Consider the following 19,951-nt stretch of genomic DNA (forward strand, 5'->3'; position numbering starts at 1 on the left):
CAAGGGCGAGAGCCCCTGGAGTGGCGTGCGGCCCTTCTCGATCAAGACCAAGCTCGGCACCCTGGTCGTCGTCTCGGTCTTCATCACCACCGGTCTGTCGATCATCGCGGCCCGCACGCAGACCGAACTGCGCTTCATCACGGTCTTCTCGATGATCGCCACACTGCTGATCACGCAGTTCGTGGCGCATTCGCTCACGGCCCCGCTCGACGAGATGAACGCCGTCGCCCGGTCCATCTCGCACGGCGACTACACCCGCCGCGTGCGCGACGACCGCCGGGACGAGCTGGGCGACCTCGCCCAGACGATCAACCTGATGGCCGACGAACTGGAGGCCCAGGACCGCCAGCGCAAGGAGCTCGTGGCGAACGTCTCCCACGAGCTGCGGACCCCCATCGCGGGGCTGCGCGCGGTCCTGGAGAACGTCGTGGACGGCGTCTCCGCCGCCGACCCCGAGACGATGCGTACGGCCCTGAAGCAGACGGAGCGGCTCGGCCGTCTCGTGGAGACGCTGCTCGACCTGTCCAGGCTGGACAACGGCGTCGTACCGCTGCGTCAGCGCCGCTTCGAGGTGTGGCCCTACCTGTCGGGCGTCCTGAAGGAGGCCAACATGGTCTCCTCCGCGCGCGCGGGCATCGCCTCGGGCTCCGGAAGCCACACGCGCACCGACGTCCATCTGCACCTCGACGTGTCACCGCCCGAACTGACCGCGCACGCCGACCCGGAGCGGATCCACCAGGTCGTCGCCAACCTCATCGACAACGCGGTGAAGCACAGCCCGCCGCACGGCCGGGTGACCGTCCGGGCCAGACGGGGCGACTACCCGGAGTCCCTCACCCTGGAGATCCTGGACGAGGGTCCCGGCATTCCGAGGTCGGAGTGGCACCGCGTCTTCGAGCGGTTCAACCGCGGCGGGGTCCCCGCGCCGCACGGTCCCGGCAGCGACGGCGGTACGGGACTTGGGCTGGCCATCGCCCGTTGGGCGGTCGATCTGCACGGCGGGCGCATCGGCGTGGCCGAATCCGAGCGGGGTTGCCGGATCCAGGTCATCCTTCCAGGGCTTCCCTCTTCGCCAAGTTGACGTAAAGTTCGAACCGGAGCCACAAGATCCATCGACGTTCGTCACTGACGGACACGTGTGATCAGGCAGAGGGCCGCGTGAGTCGTAACGCGGGCTCAGGTCGGCGTACTCCCGCATGCCCGTTCCGAGCCGGAACCCCGCTTGTTTCCCGCCATTTCCACCCCCGAAACACACTTTCCGATGTGACTTACACGACGATGGGCAGGCCCGGCCTGACCTTCCCGGCCGGGGAGGCGTAGCCTTAATTCCCGCTGTCCATCACCTTGTGAGAAGCGGAAGAGGGCGGTTGCCGCCGTGTCGCCACAGTCCCCCAGTAACTCGAGCATCTCGACCGAAGAGCAGGTCTCCGGGAAGAACCCGGCTGCCGCGTTCGGACCCAATGAGTGGCTCGTCGACGAGATCTATCAGCAGTACCTCCAGGACCCGAATTCGGTAGACCGAGCCTGGTGGGACTTCTTCGCCGATTACAAGCCGGGCGCCGCTGTCGCCTCGGCTCCGGCGGGTACTGCGGCCGCGGGGGCCGCAGCAACCACCACCACAGCGGCTCCGGCCGCTCCCGCAGCGCCTGTGGCTCCCGCCCAGGCGGCTCCGCCGGCGCAGGCCGCGCCGGTGGCTGCTCCGGCGCCCACTCCGGCACCGGCGCCGGCTCAGGCTCAGGCGCCGGTGAAGCCCGCCGCCGCTGCTCCGGCTCCCGCGAAGGCCGCTCCGAAGGTCGCGCCCGCGACCGAGGCTCCGGCCGGTCCCGAGTACGTGACGCTGCGCGGCCCGGCCGCCGCGGTCGTGAAGAACATGAACGCCTCGGTCGAGGTGCCCACGGCCACGTCCGTGCGCGCGGTCCCGGTGAAGCTGCTCTTCGACAACCGCATCGTCATCAACAACCACCTGAAGCGCGCCCGGGGCGGGAAGATCTCCTTCACCCACCTCATCGGGTACGCGATGGTGCAGGCCATCAAGGCCATGCCGTCGATGAACTACTCCTTCACGGAGAAGGACGGCAAGCCGACCCTGGTCAAGCCGGAGCACGTCAACTTCGGCCTCGCCATCGACCTGGTGAAGCCCAACGGCGACCGTCAGCTGGTCGTCGCGGGCATCAAGAAGGCCGAGACGCTGAACTTCTTCGAGTTCTGGCAGGCCTACGAGGACATCGTCCGGCGCGCCCGTGACGGCAAGCTGACGATGGACGACTTCACCGGTGTCACGGTCTCGCTGACCAACCCCGGCGGCCTCGGCACCGTCCACTCGGTCCCGCGTCTGATGCCCGGTCAGTCGGTCATCATGGGCGTCGGTTCGATGGACTACCCGGCGGAGTTCCAGGGCACCTCCCAGGACACCCTGAACAAGCTCGGTATCTCGAAGGTCATGACGCTCACGTCGACCTACGACCACCGGGTCATCCAGGGCGCCGCCTCGGGCGAGTTCCTGCGGATCGTCGCGAACCTCCTCCTCGGCGAGAACGGCTTCTTCGACGAGGTCTTCGAGGCCCTGCGCATCCCCTACGAGCCGGTCCGCTGGCTCAAGGACATCGACGCCAGCCACGACGACGACGTCACCAAGGCCGCCCGGGTCTTCGAGCTGATCCACTCCTACCGGGTCCGCGGCCACGTCATGGCCGACACCGACCCGCTGGAGTACCGCCAGCGCAAGCACCCCGACCTGGACATCACCGAGCACGGGCTCACGCTGTGGGACCTGGAGCGCGAGTTCGCGGTCGGCGGCTTCGCGGGCAAGTCCCTGATGAAGCTGCGCGACATCCTCGGCGTGCTGCGTGACTCGTACTGCCGCACCACCGGCGTCGAGTTCATGCACATCCAGGACCCGAAGCAGCGCAAGTGGATCCAGGACCGCATCGAGCGCTCGCACTCCAAGCCGGAGCGCGAGGAGCAGCTGCGCATCCTGCGCCGGCTGAACGCGGCGGAGGCCTTCGAGACCTTCCTGCAGACGAAGTACGTCGGCCAGAAGCGCTTCTCCCTGGAGGGCGGCGAGTCGGTCATCCCGCTGCTCGACGCCGTCCTGGACAGCGCCGCCGAGTCGCGTCTGGACGAGGTCGTCGTCGGCATGGCCCACCGCGGCCGGCTGAACGTGCTGGCGAACATCGTCGGCAAGTCGTACGCGCAGATCTTCCGCGAGTTCGAGGGCAACCTCGACCCGAAGTCGATGCACGGCTCCGGCGACGTGAAGTACCACCTGGGCGCCAACGGCACCTTCACCGGTCTCGACGGCGAGCAGATCAAGGTCTCCCTTGCCGCGAACCCGTCCCATCTGGAGACGGTCGACCCGATCATCGAGGGCATCGCCCGCGCCAAGCAGGACATCATCAACAAGGGCGGCACGGACTTCACGGTCCTGCCCGTCGCCCTGCACGGTGACGCGGCCTTCGCGGGCCAGGGTGTGGTCGCCGAGACGCTCAACATGTCGCAGCTGCGCGGCTACCGCACGGGCGGCACGGTCCACATCGTCATCAACAACCAGGTCGGCTTCACCGCCGCCCCGGAGTCCTCGCGCTCCTCCATGTACGCCACCGACGTGGCCCGCATGATCGAGGCACCGATCTTCCACGTGAACGGTGACGACCCCGAGGCCGTCGTCCGGGTCGCCCGGCTGGCCTTCGAGTTCCGCCAGGCGTTCAACAAGGACGTCGTCATCGACCTGATCTGCTACCGCCGTCGGGGCCACAACGAGTCCGACAACCCGGCGTTCACGCAGCCGCTGATGTACGACCTGATCGACAAGAAGCGCTCGGTGCGCAAGCTCTACACCGAGTCCCTCATCGGTCGCGGCGACATCACGCTGGAAGAGGCCGAGCAGGCGCTGCAGGACTTCCAGGGCCAGCTGGAGAAGGTCTTCACCGAGGTCCGCGAGGCCGTCTCGCAGGCTCCCGAGGCTCATGTCCCGGAGGCTCAGCCCGAGTTCCCGGTGGCCGTGACGACCGCGATCTCGCAGGAGGTCGTCAAGCGCATCGCCGAGTCCCAGGTCAACATCCCCGACCACGTCACCGTGCACCCGCGGCTGCTTCCGCAGCTGCAGCGCCGGGCGGCGATGATCGAGGACGACACGATCGACTGGGGCATGGGCGAGACCCTCGCCATCGGCTCGCTGCTCCTTGAGGGCACCCCGGTCCGCCTGTCGGGCCAGGACTCCCGCCGCGGCACCTTCGGCCAGCGCCACGCGGTGCTGATCGACCGCCGCACGGGCGAGGACTTCACCCCGCTCCAGTACCTCGCGGACGACCAGGCGCGCTACAACGTCTACGACTCGCTGCTCTCCGAGTACGCGGTCATGGGCTTCGAGTACGGCTACTCGCTGGCCCGTCCCGAGTCCCTGGTGATGTGGGAGGCGCAGTTCGGCGACTTCGTCAACGGCGCGCAGACGGTCGTCGACGAGTACATCTCGGCGGCGGAGCAGAAGTGGGGCCAGACGTCCGGCGTCACCCTGCTCCTGCCCCACGGCTACGAGGGCCAGGGCCCGGACCACTCGTCGGCCCGTATCGAGCGCTTCCTCCAGCTGTGCGCCCAGAACAACATGACGGTCGCCCAGCCGACGCTCCCGTCGAACTATTTCCACCTCCTGCGGTGGCAGGTGCACAACCCGCACCACAAGCCGCTGGTGGTCTTCACCCCGAAGTCGATGCTGCGCCTCAAGGCCGCCGCGTCGAGCACGGAGGAGTTCACGACGGGCGGCTTCCGCCCCGTCATCGGTGACGACACCGTCGACGCCACCGCGGTCCACAAGGTCGTCTTCTGCGCCGGCAAGCTCTACTACGACCTTGAGGCCGAGCGTAAGAAGCGCGGCAGCACGGACACGGCCATCATCCGCATCGAGCGCCTGTACCCCCTCCCGGGTGCCGAGCTCCAGGCGGAGATCGCCAAGTACCCGAACGCCGAGAAGTACCTGTGGGCCCAGGAGGAGCCGGCGAACCAGGGCGCGTGGCCCTTCATCGCCCTCAACCTGATCGACCACCTCGACCTGGCGGTCGGCGCCGACATCCCGCACGGCGAGCGTCTGCGGCGCATCTCCCGCCCGGCCGGCTCGTCGCCCGCCGTGGGATCCGCCAAGCGGCACCAGGCCGAGCAGGAGCAGTTGGTGCGAGAGGTGTTCGAGGCGTAGGTCTCACGACACGGTTTCGTACGCAGTTCCGTACGCAGTTCCGTACGGCGACGGAGGCCCGGTTCCCTTTCGAGGGGCCGGGCCTTCGGCGTGTGCGGATCACGTGGTCAGGGGTTCCAAGTCCCAGTGGCGGCGCTCACGGTTGCGGGCGGCGAGGGTGCCGGGGTGGCCGGTGCCGGGAGTCGCCGCCAGTCGGCCGAGGACGTCCTGCTGCCTGCGCCGGGCGCCTTCCGGGTCGCCGGTGGCCCGCAGGTCGGCAGCGAGGGCGATACGGGCGGACAGGGCCGGCTGGTGCCGGGGACCGAGGACGTCGGCCGACCCGTGGGCGATGTCCGTGCTGATCGCGAACGCCCTTTCATGGTCGCCGGCCAGGGCGGCCGCGGCGGCGTTAAGGGCGCAGCCGAGCGTCCAGGGGTGGCGGCGGCCCAGCGCCCGCGTCATGTCGTCGAAGGCCTGCTCGGCCAGGGCACGAGACCGGTCCTGCACGCCCACGGCACGCAGGATCAGGGCCTGGTCGGCGTGGGATCCGGCGACGAACGGATGCGCCGGCCGAGCGTCCGCTCGTAGTGGGCAGTCACGGACCGGCCCATCTGCCGTGCCTGCTCGATGTCTCCCTGCGCCCGCGCGAAACAGCTGGGGCGGCGGCGAACATCGGACTCAGCGGTTCCTCCTCGCCGACGACCCGCTCCGCGCGTGCCTGAACCGAGCGAACAGCTGCCTCGACCTTGATGGAGAGCTTCAGCTCGATCTCATCGGGGCGCAGCTCGTCGCCGAGTCCCCCGAATCTCCGTACGGCCTGTGCCGCACACCGGCGTGCCAGGTCGAGACCGTCGGTGTAGGCGTCGCGGGCGACCTCGACGACGCGCTGGGGAACGCGTGGTGGCTTTAGTGGGGCCCGTCCCGGAGGGCGCGAACGGACCGACCCCCGTCGAAGTCGAGAGCTGGGTCGTTCCCCGCTGCGCGGCGGGTTATGCGCACCGGGGAACGACCCACTGACGGATCAGGTGAAGCTGGGCTCGAAGTCCCAGAAGGGGCGGTTGCGGGAGCGGGCCGAGATGGTGTGGACGTGCTGGGGACCCAAGGTCTGCTCCAGGTCGGTGAGTGCCTCCTGCTCGACCTTCTCGGCCTGCCGGCGTTCTCGCAGTCCGCGCAGGTCCGCGGCGTGGGCGATGCGGGTCGACAGGGTCAGCGGGTGGGTGCGGCCCAAGGCCTCGATGGCCCGGGTGGCCGTGTCCCTGGTGAGCGTCGCCGCCGACTCGGTGTCGCCGACGAGGTTGCGCAGTGCGGCGGCGTTGACGGCACAGCCGAGGGTCCAGGGATGGTTCTCGCCGACGGCCTCGGTCATTTCGGCGAGCGCCTGTTCGAGCAGCGCGTGGGCGTGGTCCCGCTCGCCCACGTTGCGCAGAATCAGCGCCTGGTTGGCGCGGGCTCCGGCGATGTAGGGGTGTCCGTCGGTGAGCATCACCTCGTACCGGGCGACGACGGACTCACTGAGTTCCCGCGCCTGGTCGATGTCACCGTTCTCCCGGGCGAAACAGCTCTGGCCGGCAGCGAAGATCAGCGCCCACGGGTGCGTCTCGCCCAGTACCCGCTCACCGCGCTCCAGCACCCGGGCGAAGAGCTCTCCTGCCTCTGCCCGCCCGCCGCTGCGGTAGTGGCACAGCGCGAGATTGTGCTCGGCGAGCAGTGTCTGCGGGTTGTCGGGGCCCATCACGAGCCGGTGCTCACGCACGTTCTTCGCCTGGCTCGACTCGGCCTCGGTGTAACGGCCCAGCAGGCGCAGGTCGGTCGCGTAGGAGAGCTCGGAGTGGAGCGTCCACGGATGCCGCGCCCGGAGCAGCAGCCGACGTGCTTCCAGCGTCCGCCGGTCGATGTCCAGGGCCTCTTCGTAGCGGCCGAGCAGCCGCAGGGAGACACCGAGGTTGTTCTGCGCGTTGAGGGTGCGGGAGTCCTGCTCGCCGAGAAGCTCCCGGTAGGCCGCGAGGATCCAGTCGCCGACCTCCAGGGCCTCGTCGTAGCGTGCGAGCCCCCTCAGGTCGGCGGCCAGCCCGCCGACCGCGCGCAGGTGCTCCAGGTCCTGCGCCCCTCGCTCCTCCCGCAGATGGTCCACGGCGGCTCTGGTGATGGCCTCGGTACGACCGTAGTCGCCCACCGCTCGCAGCAAATTGGTGTAGTGGTACGTGAGCTCCCACACCCGGGGATGCGTCTCGCCGAGGAGGTCGCGCCAGGCCTCCATGGCCCGTTCCCCGAGCTTGATGCCCGCCGCGTACTCACCGGAGAAGTACATGTAGCGCAGGCAGTTGAAGACCAGCCGCTGAACGGCCGGATCGGTGCTCTCCAGTACATCCGCGTATTTCAGGTGCGGGACGATCTCGGCGTATCCGCTCCACAGGTCGGGGTCCGTCGGCCGCCGGGGATCCGCGGCCGCCAGGGCGCGCCGTACGACGTCGGTGTACTCCTTGCGGTCCTGGTCCGGCATGTCCTTGTGCACGATCTGGTGAACCATCCGGTGGAGGTAGAGGGACTCGCCGGAGGACACGGCCTCGTCCAGGGTCACCTCGTGGGACTCCAGGCGGACCACCGAGTACTGGCGCAGTTGGTTGACCGCTCTGTTCCACAGGAGCGGGTCGTTCAGGAGGCCGGCGATCTGTTCGGGCAGGTCGTCGTGGGGCATTTCCTTCAGGAGGCGTACGGGGATGAACCCGGGCGTGAAGAAGGTGCACAGGCGGAGCAGGTCGACGGACTCCGGGACGGTGTCCTTGAGCTTGTTCAGCAGTATCGACCAGGCGGTCTGGAAGGCGAGGGGGAAGTCGGCGGAGACCTTCACGACGTCCTGGTCGATGCCGCCGTCCAGCAGAGCGATGTACTCCCGGACCGACAGGTCGGAGTCGTTGAGCCAGCCGGCCGTCTGGTCGAGGAGGAGCGGCAGGTCCTCCAGGGCGTCGGCCAGCAGGTCGGCCTCGGGCTCGGTGAGGCGGGGGGCGCGGCGGCGGATGAACGCCACCGACTCGTACCGCTCGTAGACCGGCACCTCCAGCAGCTTGCTGTTGTGCTCGGTCCACTCCGGGTTCCGGGAGGTGATGAGGACGTGGCCGGGCCCGGTCGGCAGCAGGTCCCAGATCTGGTCGGGTTCGTCCGCGCCGTCCAGGATCAGCAGCCACCGCCCGTACGGGTCTCCCCGGCGCAGCGAGTCCCGCACGGCACGCAGCCGTTCGCCGTACTCGGCGCCGGTGGAGAGCCCCAACTGCGGTGCCAGTTCGGCGAGTCGGCGGCGGTAGGTGACCCGCTTCTCCGCGTTGACCCACCACACCACGTCGTACTCGGAGCCGAAGCGGTACACGTACTCGGCGGCGAGCTGGGTCTTGCCCACGCCCGACATGCCGTGCAGGGTGACCACGCCCGCGCCCGGCTCGGCGTTCTGGAGGAGGTGGTAGGCGTCGTTCAGCAGCGGCTCACGGCCGGTGAAGCGGGTGTTGCGGCGCGGTACGCCGCCCCACACCTCGGGCATGGCCGCCGGGAAGCGCGGGCCCTGGCGGGTACCCTCCGCCGACTCCGGGAGGGGTTCGGCGGGCAGGTCGAGGCGGTCCAGGACACGGCGCTCGGCTTCTTCGGCGCCCATGTTGTTCAGCTCGACCGCACCGAGGACAGTGGCGGCGGACGGCAGCTGGCTCGTGGTGACCGAGACGGCCGCGAACCGCGCCGGTTCGGGCGCGACGACCTCGCGCAACGCCGTGTTCCACTCGTCGTGGGTGCGCGGGCCGAGCTGGAAATACCACTCACTGACGATGATCAGGATCCGGCCCTTGGCGAGTTTGAGGTCGCGCAACAGATCCACGAGGGGCACTTCGGCCGGGGAGTCCCAGCGCTGGTACACGACGCGATGGCCACGCCGCTCCAGACGGTCCCCGATCCAGGCCGCCCAGGCCCGGTTGAAACCGGCGAAGCTGATGGTGACAGTCTGCTTCGCGGCCCCCCTTTCGGTTGGCCGGACCGGCGTACGAGCTCCAGACATGCAGTGGCCTCCCCGCGCGGCAACCCGCGCGTGATTGTAGAACGTGGGCGCGGCCCGGCGATAGGCACTGACGGACTTTCACTCGCACCGCGGTCCCTTTCCAAGGGTCGATCTTGGCGTAAAGATCGCCCGCCTTACGGGATGCGGAGCTAATCGGTGGAAGCATGGCGCTGCATCCACAGGGCGCGCGCCGCCTTGACGTACGCGGCAGCCCTGGCGGCCTGGCCGCGGGGGGCGGGGCGGTCGGCGAGTCGCACGTACACGGCGACCATCTGATCGACGAACTGGCGTCCCTGCACGGTGAGATCACCCGATCCCACGAGCGCGGGCAGCACGGCCCCGACCTGCTCGTGGTAGCGGGCGTGCTGGGCCCACGCGGCGTCCCGGTGGGCCGGGTGCCGGGTGCCGAGGGCGAGGCGCTGGAAGAAGTCCGCCAGTGCGAGGTGGGAGTAGGCGCCCTGGAGCAGTCCGTCGAAGGGACGTGGATCCGGCCGCCAGGGCGCGAAATAACGCTCCCGCGGCCCGGCTTGATGCAGCGTCAGCATGTCGCAGAGGGCCGAGAGCTTGGTGTGCTGGAGTTCGTGCACCAGGGTGGCCGCGAAGGTCGTGGGCGTGGGCGGGGTGGTGCTGAGGACGGCGCCGAAGGCCTCACGCCGGGTGCCGCTGCAACTGCCGCCCGGGCGGTCGCCGGGTTCCGATCCGGGCGGTGCGGACAGCGGGACCAGACACCGCAGCAGGGCCACCGCCTCCGCAAGACGGTGCTCGCCACCGAGCCCGAGCGCGGCCGCGGTACCCGACCAGGTGTGCAGCCAGCGCTTGCGTTCGGCGTCGTCCAGGGTGACCGGGCCGCTCAGCGCGTGGTGACGGGGGCCGTCGCGCACGGTGCGGTACGGGTCGAGATCGTCCAGCGGTATGGGCGCGGTTTCGGGGAGCAGGCTCGGCAGCGCGTACGCGGGGGACCACGCGGCGGCGCAGGACCATGCGCCGATGCCGCTCTGGAGTTGCACGACGACGTCCGCCTCGCCGGCTTGACGGAAGGTCAGCCGGTGCCGGTGGTGCACGACCTCGACCGGTGTGTCCCCGGGTGCGTTCGTCCGCAGCGCTCCGAGCGACGGCAGGGTCAGTACCCCGTCGCGCGAGGTCAGCCGCACCGCGAAGGAGACCCCGGCCCGGGCGGCTGACACGGCGGCCAGCGCCCCGAAGTAGCCGAGGTCCCGGCTCAGTTCACGCGCGTCCCACTCGGTGCGCGGCCCGGCCACCACGCTGAGCCCGCGCAGGCAGTGGCGTGCCCAGGGGCCGACGAAGGGGTGCAGGAGGCGGGCGCGGAAGGGGGAGAGGGCGGGGTTCAGGGGTCCTTCCGGAGGTCCATCCGGCGGTCCTGCCAGAGGTCCTGCCAGAGGTCCATCCGGCGGTTCGTCCGACGGTCCGTCCGGGCCCGCTGATCGTGCCGATCGTGTGGGTGGCCCTGTTTGAGGCCGTGCCTGAGGCCCTGCGTGGTGCCCTGCGTGACTCCCTGCGTGGTGCCCTGCGTGACTCCCTGCGTGACTCCCTGCGTGACTCCCTGCGTGACTCTCTGCGTGCGAGCCAATTCCCTTGCCGCTGAAGGCGGTTGCCGACCCGGCACTTTCGTGCGACCTCCGCTCCGCCTCCTCCAGCAACGCCCAGTCCTCGCGCAGTCGCCCTCGCGCGTCCGCCGAGCACACACCCGCGTCCGCCGCCTCCACCGCGTCGAGTACCGCGCGGAGCAGCAGCAGGCGGCGCGTGTGCTGATCGCGTACGAGGAGCCGCAGAGTCTCGGGGCCGCCTTCGGTGCGGCCCAGTTCCAGCAGGGCCCGCTCCGGGACCACCGGCAGGATCACGGGGCGCCTCCTTCGGAAGCGGCGGGGACGGGGGCCGGTGCGGGGGTGGGGACGGACAGGGCCCCGGTGAGCCGTCCCGCCACATGACGGATGAAGCGTTGCAGGTCCGCGCAGTAGACCGAGGGGTTGGCGAAACCATGTCCGGCGCGGTAGCGATGCGCGTAGTTGCCGCCGCCGCAGACGGAGAGCAGCGGGCAGACACGGCAGCCCGCGGCCAGCGAGGCGGCACCGGTCTGCCGGGCCGCCACGCCCGGGTGGCGCAGTGCGGCGTCGAAGGTGTGCCGGAAAACGTCGAGACCGGTCCGCGCGGCACCCTCGTACGCGGACTTGAGCGAGTCGACCTGCTCGATCGACCCGTCGGTCTCCACGACGACGGCGTCGAAGGGGGCGAGGCCCAGCGACTCGGTGGCGGCCGGCATGCCGAGCAGCAGGGCGACGCACTCCTCGAAGAGCCGCACGCGGGTCTCCCTGTGCCCGGCGTCCCACCAGCGGTCGAAGACGGCGCACAGCCAGTCCCCGTACACGGCGCCCGAGGAATCCCAACTCGGCGGCGGGACCGACCAGTTCCCGTGCGGCAGTAGCAGGTCGAGGGCCGGTGGCCGCAGGCCGAGCAGTGATTCGTACAGCTCGACCGGGTCGGTACGGGGGTCCACGACCGTCAGGATTCCGGCGTACGTCCCCGGATGGCGGTCGGCGATCAGGCGCGTGCCGCGCGCGGCGGCGGGCCAGGAGGGGCGTCCGGCATGGTCGGGGCGTCGCGTGTTGTGCGCGGGCAGGCCGCCGTCCAAGCTGATGCCGACCCGGATGCCGTGCCGGGCGAGGACCGTGAGCCGCTCCTCGGTGAGGAGGGTGGCGTTGGTCTGGACGGTGGCGTGGACCGTACAGGAGGCGGGCACCTCGTCGCGGACGAGATCGGTGAAGCGGCCGAGTGTGTCCGCACCCGCGAGCAGTGGCTCGCCGCCGTGCAGGACGAGCGACAGCGCCGTCAGCCCGTGGGCACGCGCGTGCTCGCCGATCCGGGAGGCGGTGCGGGACAGGACACCGGGCGGGGCGGCGGCGGGGCGGGTTCGCCAGGTGTGGTCGGGACCCTCGTAGAGGTAGCAGTAGGTACAGGCGAGGTTGCAGCGTCCGTGCACCTTGATGATGAACTGCCGGAAAGGGAACGGCAGTTCCGATACCCGGGCAGAGGTCACGGAATCGGCCGAGGCCGTCGGCACCCGCGTCGCCACGGAACCCGCCGAAGTGGCGGCCGTCGAACCCGAGGCCCCGGGAGTCACCTCTTCAGACACTCCGGCCACCCCCATGATGTACGGCCCGTGCTTCACGGTACGGTCCGCGCCACGGCCCCCCGGCCCGCACAGGGCCGCATTCCCTCGTGGAGGCCGGACGCAAACTCCGCGCGCCTGAACTTGTCCTGTTCGGCCACCGGCCAGACCGGAACTGCCGCCCTGCGAAGGCGAATTGCCCGCTTCGGTACCCCAGGAACACCGCACCTACAAGCATCCGGCGATGTTTCAGAAGGCGTTGTTGAAGCCCCAGAGCATCTCGCTCGGCTGTCCGGCCCGTTCCCTGAGTTCGGCCAGCACCTCGGCCAGCACCGGATGGTGCACGGTCCGCAGCGACGCGAGATCCAGCTCCAGCAGATCCGGTAGGTCCTCCCCCGAACCCGGCGAGTCACCCTGCATGCCCATGTCTTCGTCCCCCTCTTCTGCCAATCCGTTACTGGTTACTCGTCACTGGTTCTCGTCACTGGTTACGCGTCACTCGTCACTCTTCATTCCAGCTCAGCGAGCCGCTGTGCCGTCTGCTGGGCGGTCGGCTCACTCGTGGCCACCGCGCCGTCGGGCAGCCTGGACCACTCCGTCCGGGCCGACCGGTACGCCTCGCGCGCGGCGCGTGGACGCGCCGCCGCCTCGTAGGACATACCCCGCCAGTGGTGCGCCTGCGCACCGGACTCCACGGCCTCCTGCCGCCGACGGTCGGTCTCGGCCTCCTCCTCGGCGGCGCGCGCCGACTCCGCCGCACTGCGGAAGGCGTCGACGGCCTCGTCGAGACGTGCGGCCCGGCCCAGGCTCCGGTACGCCTCGAAATGGGCCTGCCCGAGCTCCAGCCAGCAGCGCGCGGCCATCAGCGGTTCGCCCGCCTCCACGGCCGCGAGTCCGAAGAGATGCTCGGCCTCGCGCAGATCGACGCGGTCACCCCGGTCGCGGTGACGCAACATCAGCGCCCTGCCGAGCAGCAGCAGGCGGTACGCCAACTCCCCACTGCCCGACGGTGTTTCCGTACGGCAGTCCCGCAGCACCCGGATGGCCCGGAACAGCGACTCCCGTGCTCCGGGCCCGTGGTCCAGGGCCGCGTGGCGCAGTAGTACGTCGCCCCACTCGGCGAGGACGTCCGCGTGCGCCGGCGCGTCCCGGGGCACGCCACGGGCGGCCTCCCCGAACCGTTCCGCGGCCGCCCGCAGTTCGGCCGGGTCGCCCGACTCGGCGTACCGCGCCGCCCTGATCCGCCCGGCGCGCACCAACAGCAGGGCACGCACGCCCTGTTCACGGGACAACCCGAGTGCCTCGTCGACGCGCGCCTGCGCGTCGTCCAGGGCACCGCCGGATCTGAGGAGCGCGTCGATGAGATCGAGGAGGGCGCGGACACGGGCGCGCGAGGGTTCGCCCTCGACGGGGAGGACGCGGTCGGGGCCGGGTTCGAGGGCGTCGCGCAGGGAGCGCGCGCCCTGTTCCGCGTACAGCCGGGCCTGCTCGTCGTCGGCGGTGGCGCTCGACAGGCGCAGCAGGACGCGGCCGTGGGCCAGCAGGAGTACGGGCGGGCGTTGGCGCGGGTCGGGAAAGGCGTCCGCGAACGCCTCCAGCATGCCGACCGCACCCTGCAGCAGTGCGCTGTCGTGGCCGAGCCGCCACTGCTCCTCCAGCGCGCGGACCCGCTCCAGGGTGAGCCCCAGCGCTTCCTCCGTCAGCAGTTCGGGCGCCGCGCAGGCCACCGCGTACTCACGGTCGGCGCGTTGCAGGAGGTCGAGCGCTCCGCGCTTGTCGCCGCGACGCCTGCGGTCGATGGCTGCGGCGTGCAACACCCTTGCCAGTGACGCCCGTTCGCGCAGTGCCCGGGGGTGCGCGACAGCCTGCTCGGCCGCCGTCTCCGCCTCCCTGAGCAACTCCGGACCGCCCTGCACCTCCCACAGCCGCAGCACGCAGGTGGCGTACTCGGCCCACAGCTCCGGGTCGGCCCCCGCGGGCCGTTCGTGTTCGGTGGCGCCGCGCAACAGCTGTACGGCGTCGATGAGGTCCTGCACCATGCGGTCCGTGTCGAACTGCGTGACCAGGGAGCGGGCACGAATCACCGCCGCATGGGTGGGCCGGTCGTCGACAACGCCCGTCCGCCCCCGGCCGCTGTAGAGCGCGAAGTGTTCAGGCAGCGGCATGAAGCGCTCCAATACCCGCGCGGCGACCTCGGCGAAGGGCTGCGGTACGAGGGTGGTGCCGCCGTTGTCGCCGTTCTCGCCGGGGTATCCGCCACCGGGCGCGTACGGCCGGCCGGAACCGCCGTCGCCGAGCTGCGCGAGCGCCAGGGCGGGGAAGTTCGGACCGCCCTTGCCGAAGCGGTTCTCGATGTACTCGGAACAGTGCTTGAGGACGAGCATGGCCTCGTCCCGGCCCAGCGGAGACAGCAGGGCCTCCTGCACGCCGGGCGCGAACTCGTACCACTGGGCGCCGTCCGCTCCGTACTCCTCCTCCTTGGCACGCGAGACCAGGCCGCTGAGCAGTACCTCGGCCAGTTCGGAGGGCCCCGAGTCGGGCAGCATGGTCCGCTGGACGAGTTGCATCACGGGCAGGCTGAGCGGCGCCGCCGCCAGAAAGCCGGCCAGTCGGCCCGCCGTCTGGGAGGCGGTCGAGCGGAAACGGCTGACCAGTTCGAGCGCGGACAGCGTGCGTCCTGGCCTGGCCGCCCGGGCGGGCGCGTGGTCAGCGCGCACCCAGCCGACCGCTCCGGCCACCGGGCCGGCCCCGGCCCCGGACAACAACCGCGCCCAGGCACCGAGCGCGGCGGGTTCCGGCGGCAGTACGGGCACCGGAAGCGCACCGGCACGCGCCTCGGGCGGGGCACCCGCCGGCAGCCGGACCTTCAGGGTGGCCGCGCCGGCGAGCGCCTCGCCACGCGTCAACTCACCGTAGAAGACGGGCAGTCGGGTGCGGTTCCACATGCGCTGCGGCAACGGCTGGAGTACAGCGGCGGGGCCCTGCCTGGACAGGTGGTGGAGCAGCCGGTGGGCGTGGCCGCTGTGCCACAGCGGGCCCGCGCAGTCGCTGACCAGGAGGGTGATCCGGCGGCCCGTGGGATCACTCAGCCGGTCCGCGGAGTGCAGCGGAGCCGCGTGCGCCTCCGGACTGCGGCTGACGGCGGGCGCGCCCCCGGGGCCGGAGTGCAGATGGCTCACCTGGATGTCCCAGAAGGCGCCCAACCGGCTGAAGACCTGCTCCAGTTCGGCGAACATCCGGTCCCAGACCCGCATGGACGACGAGGCGTCCATCACCAGCTGAAGCGCGGCGTCGGCCCGGGTCACCCCGCGAAACACCGGCAGGACGAGACCGCCGGCCCGTGCGCTCAGTTCCGCGGTCGCCGTCTCGTCGAGGGTCCTGCGCAGGGGCGGGGCGGCGGTTCGGTAGCCCTGCAACGGCCGTAACGCACGCTGGAGTTCGAGTGGGGAAGGGAACGCGGGCGCGGCGGGCACCCCGACCGGCAGCGCCGTGGCCCGGCCGTACCCGCGGGTCGGCGACACGCCCTCCCGCGGCACGGCGTACAGCGCGACGCGACGGTCCGCTCCCCCGCTCTGCTCCGGTTCCGGCCCTGGATCCGGCTCCGGCAGGTCGCCGGGCGGGACTGCGGCGGTGTCGCGGAGGTCCGCCCGGCCGCCGCCCGTGGCGCGACCGGTGGGCAGGGCACCGGACGGCGCGGCGGTCCCCTCCTCCCGGTCGTCGGCATCCGCCGGACGGGCCCAGCGGGCCAGCCAGAGGGTGTCGCACAGCTGCTCGGCGTCCGGGTCGAGCCCGATCTGCCGCAAGCGGACGACGAGTTCGGCGATCGGGTCGCCGCCGGAGGGCACACCTTCGTCACCGCTCGGTGGCAAAGGTGTCGGTGGGACCGGCGGTGTCGGCGGGACCGGCGGTGTCGGCGGTGTCGGCGGTGTCGGTGGTGTCGGTGGTGTCGGTGGTGTCGGCGGGACCGGCGGGACCGGCAGTGTCGGTGGTGTCGGCGGTACGGGCCCGTGGCGCGCCGCTGCGTCTGGCATCAGCGCGTCACCTCGGGCGGTCGAGCCGCTGGATGAGCAGGTCCGCGAGACGGTCGCGGCTGGGCGGGGCGGCCGCGTCGGTGAGGTAGATGGCGTTCAACAGCTGGTCCGCGGCGACGAGTTCGCTGCGCGAGCGTTCCAGGAAGTGGGTGATGAGGTCATCTCCGGCGCGCGCGGCCTCGTCGCCGAGGTGGGCGCGTACGAAGGTGGCGAGCCGCTGGTGGTCCGGCCGGCCGAGCTCCAGGTGGATACAGCGGCGCATCAGCGGAGCCGGGAAGTCACGCTCGCCATTGCTGGTGAGCACCACGAACGGGAAGGCACGGCAGCGCACCCGGCCGTCCCGCACCGTCGCCTTGCTGCCGTCGGCGGTGAGCACCTGCGCCTCGCCGCCGGGCAGCCGATCGGCGACCCGCTCAAGCTCGGGGATCGCGAACTCGCCCTCCTCCAGCACGTTCAGAAGATCATTGGGCAGGTCGATGTCGCTCTTGTCCAGCTCGTCGATGAGCAGCACGCGCGGGGTGTCGGACGGCAGCAGTGCGGTGCCGAGGGGGCCGAGGCGGATGTAACTGCCGATGCCCTCGACGGAGCCGGGGGCCCCGGGAGCCGTGGGGTCGGCGCCCTGGGGCGCGGCGATCTGCACGTCCTGGAGCCGGGCGATCGCGTCGTAGTGGTAGAGGCCGTCCTGGAGGGTGGACCGGCTGACGATCGGCCAGCGCAGCACATTGCCCAGACCCAGTTCGTACGCCACGGAATGCGCGAGTGTGCTCTTGCCCGCGCCCGGACTGCCGGTGACGAGGAGAGGCCGGCGCAGATAGAGCGCCGCGTTGATCATCTCTAATTCCTCAGCTCCCGGACGGTGCAGTTCGGCCAGGTGCCGGTGCGCGCCCAGCCTGCGGTCCTGGGAAGCGTCACCATTCGTCAGGCGCTCGGCCGCCGCGTCGTCGCGGCTCGCGAAGTCGCGCCACGGAGGCGGGGCCGGGAGGCGGTCCATGCCCTCGTGAGGTTCACCGGCACCCCGGTAGATGAGCCACTCGCTGGATTCGGTCATTGCCCAGTCCTCGTCGTCACTCGTCCACCACGGCAGCCGTCGAACGTGCATCACGGTATCGACCCTCGGGAGGCCTCGATAGAGCCAAGTGCCGAGTCATGGAAGGCCGGTTGGGCGCGTACGGGCCCAGCTCAGCCAGCTGGTACGGACCGTCGGCGTCGTCCTGTTCGGCCCGGGGGTGCCTGCTCGGTGCGACCCGCTGCCGGCTGCTCCGCTCATGGCGCCTCCAACAGGTCCCCGGTACCGGGCAGGGGCCGGCGCGGATCGTCGTAGAACAGGGCGATTCCATCGGCCCAATAGGTTTCCAGTTTTCCCGCACGCAGCCCCGCCCGCAGTTCGTGGACGAGTCCGGGAAGCCGCTCCGCACTGCCCGCGCGCGCGACGGTGTCGTCCGCGCCACGGTGGAACTCGCCGCACACGGCGTCGGTCTGGCCGCTCCAGCGCCGCCACAGCGCGACGCCGAAGCCGCCGTGCACGATCCGTACGAGCGCCACATGGTCGTCCTTGAAGCGTCGGTCGCCGTAGCGGCAGAGCACCGGCACCGTTCTGGGCGGCAGGTCGCGCAGCGACCGCGCGAGTGGCACGGGTACCCGTAATCCGTCCTCGCAGTCCAGGACTTCGGCCTTCGCGCCGTGCGCGTGGATGGTGTGCCAGCGGGCGTCACGTCCGTCGTACTCCTCCCGGGCGGGGAGCTGCTCGCCGCCGGGTACGACGGGATCGTCCACGTCGGGCAACTGCTCCCGGTCGGCGCAGCGCACGATCACCGGCCGGTGCGCACCGAGCGAGGGCTCGCCGGGGCCGAACTGCCAGGTGTCGACGTCCAGTCCGAGCAGCGGGTGGGGCAGCGCGACCTGGAGGACGGCGGGCCGTCCTGGTTCGTCGCACTGCCTGAAGGCCTCGGCGAGCGGCGCACCGAGGGGGCCGGGCAGGCCGGACAGCAGGGCGCGCTCACCGTCGCGGACGCGCACCACTTCGCCGGTCGGCCGGGCGACGGAGACCCGCCAGTCGCAGCGGTCCGGTTCCCAGCCCCGCTGCACCAGTTCGAGGAGGGCGAAGGTGTGCGGCGCGAGGTCGGTGGCGTGCGCCGACTCTTCGTCCGGTGGAGACGCCTCGCGCCGCGGTGCCTGGAGCCCCTCGATCCGCTGCCGACCGAGCCGGCGGCGGTAGTCGGGTCCCGCCCGGCCTTCCGAGGTCTGCCGCACCCAGGCCCACAGTGCGCGCTCCGCGCTGTGGGTGCCAGGCGTGACGAAGGGACGCTCGGCGGACAGGACCCGCATCGCGTAGTCCAGGACGAGTTCCAGCGCGCCGTCCTGGCGGGGGCTCTCGTACAGCGCGCCGAGTCCGTCGCGCCACGCGCGCGGGGCCGGGTGCGGGATCGCGGCCCGGCCGCCGAGGAGGGATTCGAGGATGTCCAGCAGGGCCGGGGTGCTGACCGGCGGCGGCAGGTCGGCGAGCCGGCCGAGCAACTGGGTCCGCTCGTCCGGGTCGAGGGCGCGGCCCGCCCGTGCGCCGAGCTGGTTCTGTACGTCGGCCCAGGTGCCGCGGTCGTTGTCGGGATGGCGCTGCCGGTCCCGGTGGTATCGGTCATGGGCGTGGAAGACGGCCTGGTAGGGATCGTCGTGCTCGGCCCGCGCCTTATCCGGCGGCACGGGCAGGGAACGCAACTGCTCCACGCCCGTGGACGTGCCGCCCAGCCCCCGGTCCGCCTGCGACTTCAGTACGCCGACGACCGCACCGCTCACGGGGTCTACCACCGGCCCGCCCGAGACACCGGGCGGCAGCACATCGCCGCCCAGCCGTATCTGCTCGTCCGGGGACCAGCCGCCGAGGGTGCCCTGCACGGTGCAGGTTCCGTTCAGCCGGCGCAGCTCCCCGCCCACCTCGGACCATCCGGAGTAGAAGACGATCGCCTCTCCGTAGTAGGCGGCCGGGCGCTCGGTGACATAGACGCAGTCATGGTCGACGGGCTCACGCAGCCGCACGAGCGCGAGGTCGGGCGCCGGCCAACTGCCGCGCACCGCACGCTGGACGTGCTCCGGGAGAGCGGCCGCCGTCTCACCGGCGACGGCGGAGGTACCGCGTCCCGGTCCGGTCTCGTACACCACGGTCACCTCGCCCCCCTCTCCGCTCAGCGCCACATGCGCGCAGGTGAGAACCCAGTTGGGAGCTATGAAGAACCCGCTCCCGAGGAACGTGCCTGGTTCGTCCAGTTCATACCCTGCCCCCGCCCGATGGATGCGGACCGTCGCCGCCATGACGAGATCACGCAGCGCACGGTGAGCGTTCCCGAGCCCTCCTGACGCGCCCGGGGCGTGCCCGTCCGTCATGCTCCGCCCCCGGCAGAACCGTCCGCGCCGCCACCGTGCGCCGGGGCGCCGGGTGACGCGCCCCCTGAAACAGGGGCCGACGGGACGCCGGTGCCGCCGACGGGGGTGAGGACGGCCGGTCCGGGGGTGCCGCCGACCGAGGTGAGATCGGCCGGTCCGGCGATCACGCCCACCGAGGCAGACCCGGTCAGTCCGCCGGTCCCAACCACCTGCGCCGGGCCGAC

The 19,951-nt window shown here is 71.3% G+C and carries 11 protein-coding genes and 1 pseudogene; 3 read left to right on the plus strand and 9 right to left on the minus strand.

Annotation, left to right across the window (positions count from 1 at the left end; all coding sequences use genetic code 11):
- Positions 1–25: 25 nt before the first annotated feature.
- Both ACFWP7_RS19500 and ACFWP7_RS19505 read left to right on the plus strand, forming a co-directional pair.
- Positions 26–1,081 (plus strand): ATP-binding protein, encoded by a 1,056-nt coding sequence (locus tag ACFWP7_RS19500; protein ID WP_384382793.1) that lies wholly within the window; start codon positions 26–28, stop codon positions 1,079–1,081.
- Positions 1,082–1,375: 294 nt separating this feature from the next.
- Entirely contained in the window at positions 1,376–5,185 is a 3,810-nt protein-coding gene (locus ACFWP7_RS19505; RefSeq protein ID WP_384382772.1) for a multifunctional oxoglutarate decarboxylase/oxoglutarate dehydrogenase thiamine pyrophosphate-binding subunit/dihydrolipoyllysine-residue succinyltransferase subunit, read from the plus strand.
- Between the two features lie 99 nt (positions 5,186–5,284).
- Here the strand turns inward: ACFWP7_RS19505 and ACFWP7_RS19510 are convergent, their stop codons facing one another.
- Positions 5,285–5,677 (minus strand): tetratricopeptide repeat protein, encoded by a 393-nt coding sequence (locus ACFWP7_RS19510; RefSeq protein ID WP_384382773.1) that lies wholly within the window; start codon positions 5,675–5,677, stop codon positions 5,285–5,287.
- A gap of 103 nt (positions 5,678–5,780) precedes the next feature.
- Between ACFWP7_RS19510 and ACFWP7_RS19515 the strand changes: the two genes are divergently transcribed.
- Entirely contained in the window at positions 5,781–6,074 is a 294-nt protein-coding gene (locus ACFWP7_RS19515; protein WP_384382774.1) for a hypothetical protein, read from the plus strand.
- Between the two features lie 111 nt (positions 6,075–6,185).
- On the opposite strand, the gene fxsT is transcribed toward ACFWP7_RS19515, so the two are convergent.
- From fxsT to ACFWP7_RS19555, 8 genes and pseudogenes are all read right to left on the minus strand, one after another.
- Positions 6,186–9,197, minus strand: a complete 3,012-nt coding sequence (gene fxsT, locus ACFWP7_RS19520; RefSeq protein WP_384382775.1) for an FxSxx-COOH system tetratricopeptide repeat protein — start codon at positions 9,195–9,197, stop codon at positions 6,186–6,188.
- A 149-nt stretch (positions 9,198–9,346) separates the two neighbouring features.
- Entirely contained in the window at positions 9,347–10,456 is a 1,110-nt protein-coding gene (locus tag ACFWP7_RS19525) for an aKG-HExxH-type peptide beta-hydroxylase (protein ID WP_384382776.1), read from the minus strand.
- Between the two features lie 596 nt (positions 10,457–11,052).
- On the minus strand, positions 11,053–12,249 hold the full coding sequence (locus ACFWP7_RS19530; protein ID WP_384382794.1) for an FxsB family cyclophane-forming radical SAM/SPASM peptide maturase: 1,197 nt from the start codon (positions 12,247–12,249) through the stop codon (positions 11,053–11,055).
- A 321-nt stretch (positions 12,250–12,570) separates the two neighbouring features.
- A complete protein-coding gene (gene fxsA / locus ACFWP7_RS19535; protein WP_384382777.1) occupies positions 12,571–12,747 on the minus strand; it encodes an FxSxx-COOH cyclophane-containing RiPP peptide in 177 nt (58 codons plus the stop codon).
- An 83-nt stretch (positions 12,748–12,830) separates the two neighbouring features.
- Positions 12,831–16,352: an SAV_2336 N-terminal domain-related protein gene (locus ACFWP7_RS19540; RefSeq protein WP_384382778.1), complete on the minus strand. Its 3,522-nt coding sequence runs from the start codon at positions 16,350–16,352 to the stop codon at positions 12,831–12,833.
- Between the two features lie 7 nt (positions 16,353–16,359).
- On the minus strand, positions 16,360–17,400 hold the full coding sequence (locus ACFWP7_RS19545) for an AAA family ATPase (RefSeq protein ID WP_384382779.1): 1,041 nt from the start codon (positions 17,398–17,400) through the stop codon (positions 16,360–16,362).
- A 215-nt stretch (positions 17,401–17,615) separates the two neighbouring features.
- Positions 17,616–19,727 (minus strand): trypsin-like peptidase domain-containing protein, encoded by a 2,112-nt coding sequence (locus tag ACFWP7_RS19550; RefSeq protein WP_384382780.1) that lies wholly within the window; start codon positions 19,725–19,727, stop codon positions 17,616–17,618.
- Positions 19,724–19,951, minus strand: a pseudogene (locus ACFWP7_RS19555) (hypothetical protein); the annotation flags it as partial. The gene ACFWP7_RS19550 and the pseudogene ACFWP7_RS19555, both read right to left, overlap by 4 nt.

The organism is Streptomyces sp. NPDC058470 (assembly GCF_042721055.1).
Taxonomy (GTDB): Bacteria; Actinomycetota; Actinomycetes; order Streptomycetales; family Streptomycetaceae; genus Streptomyces.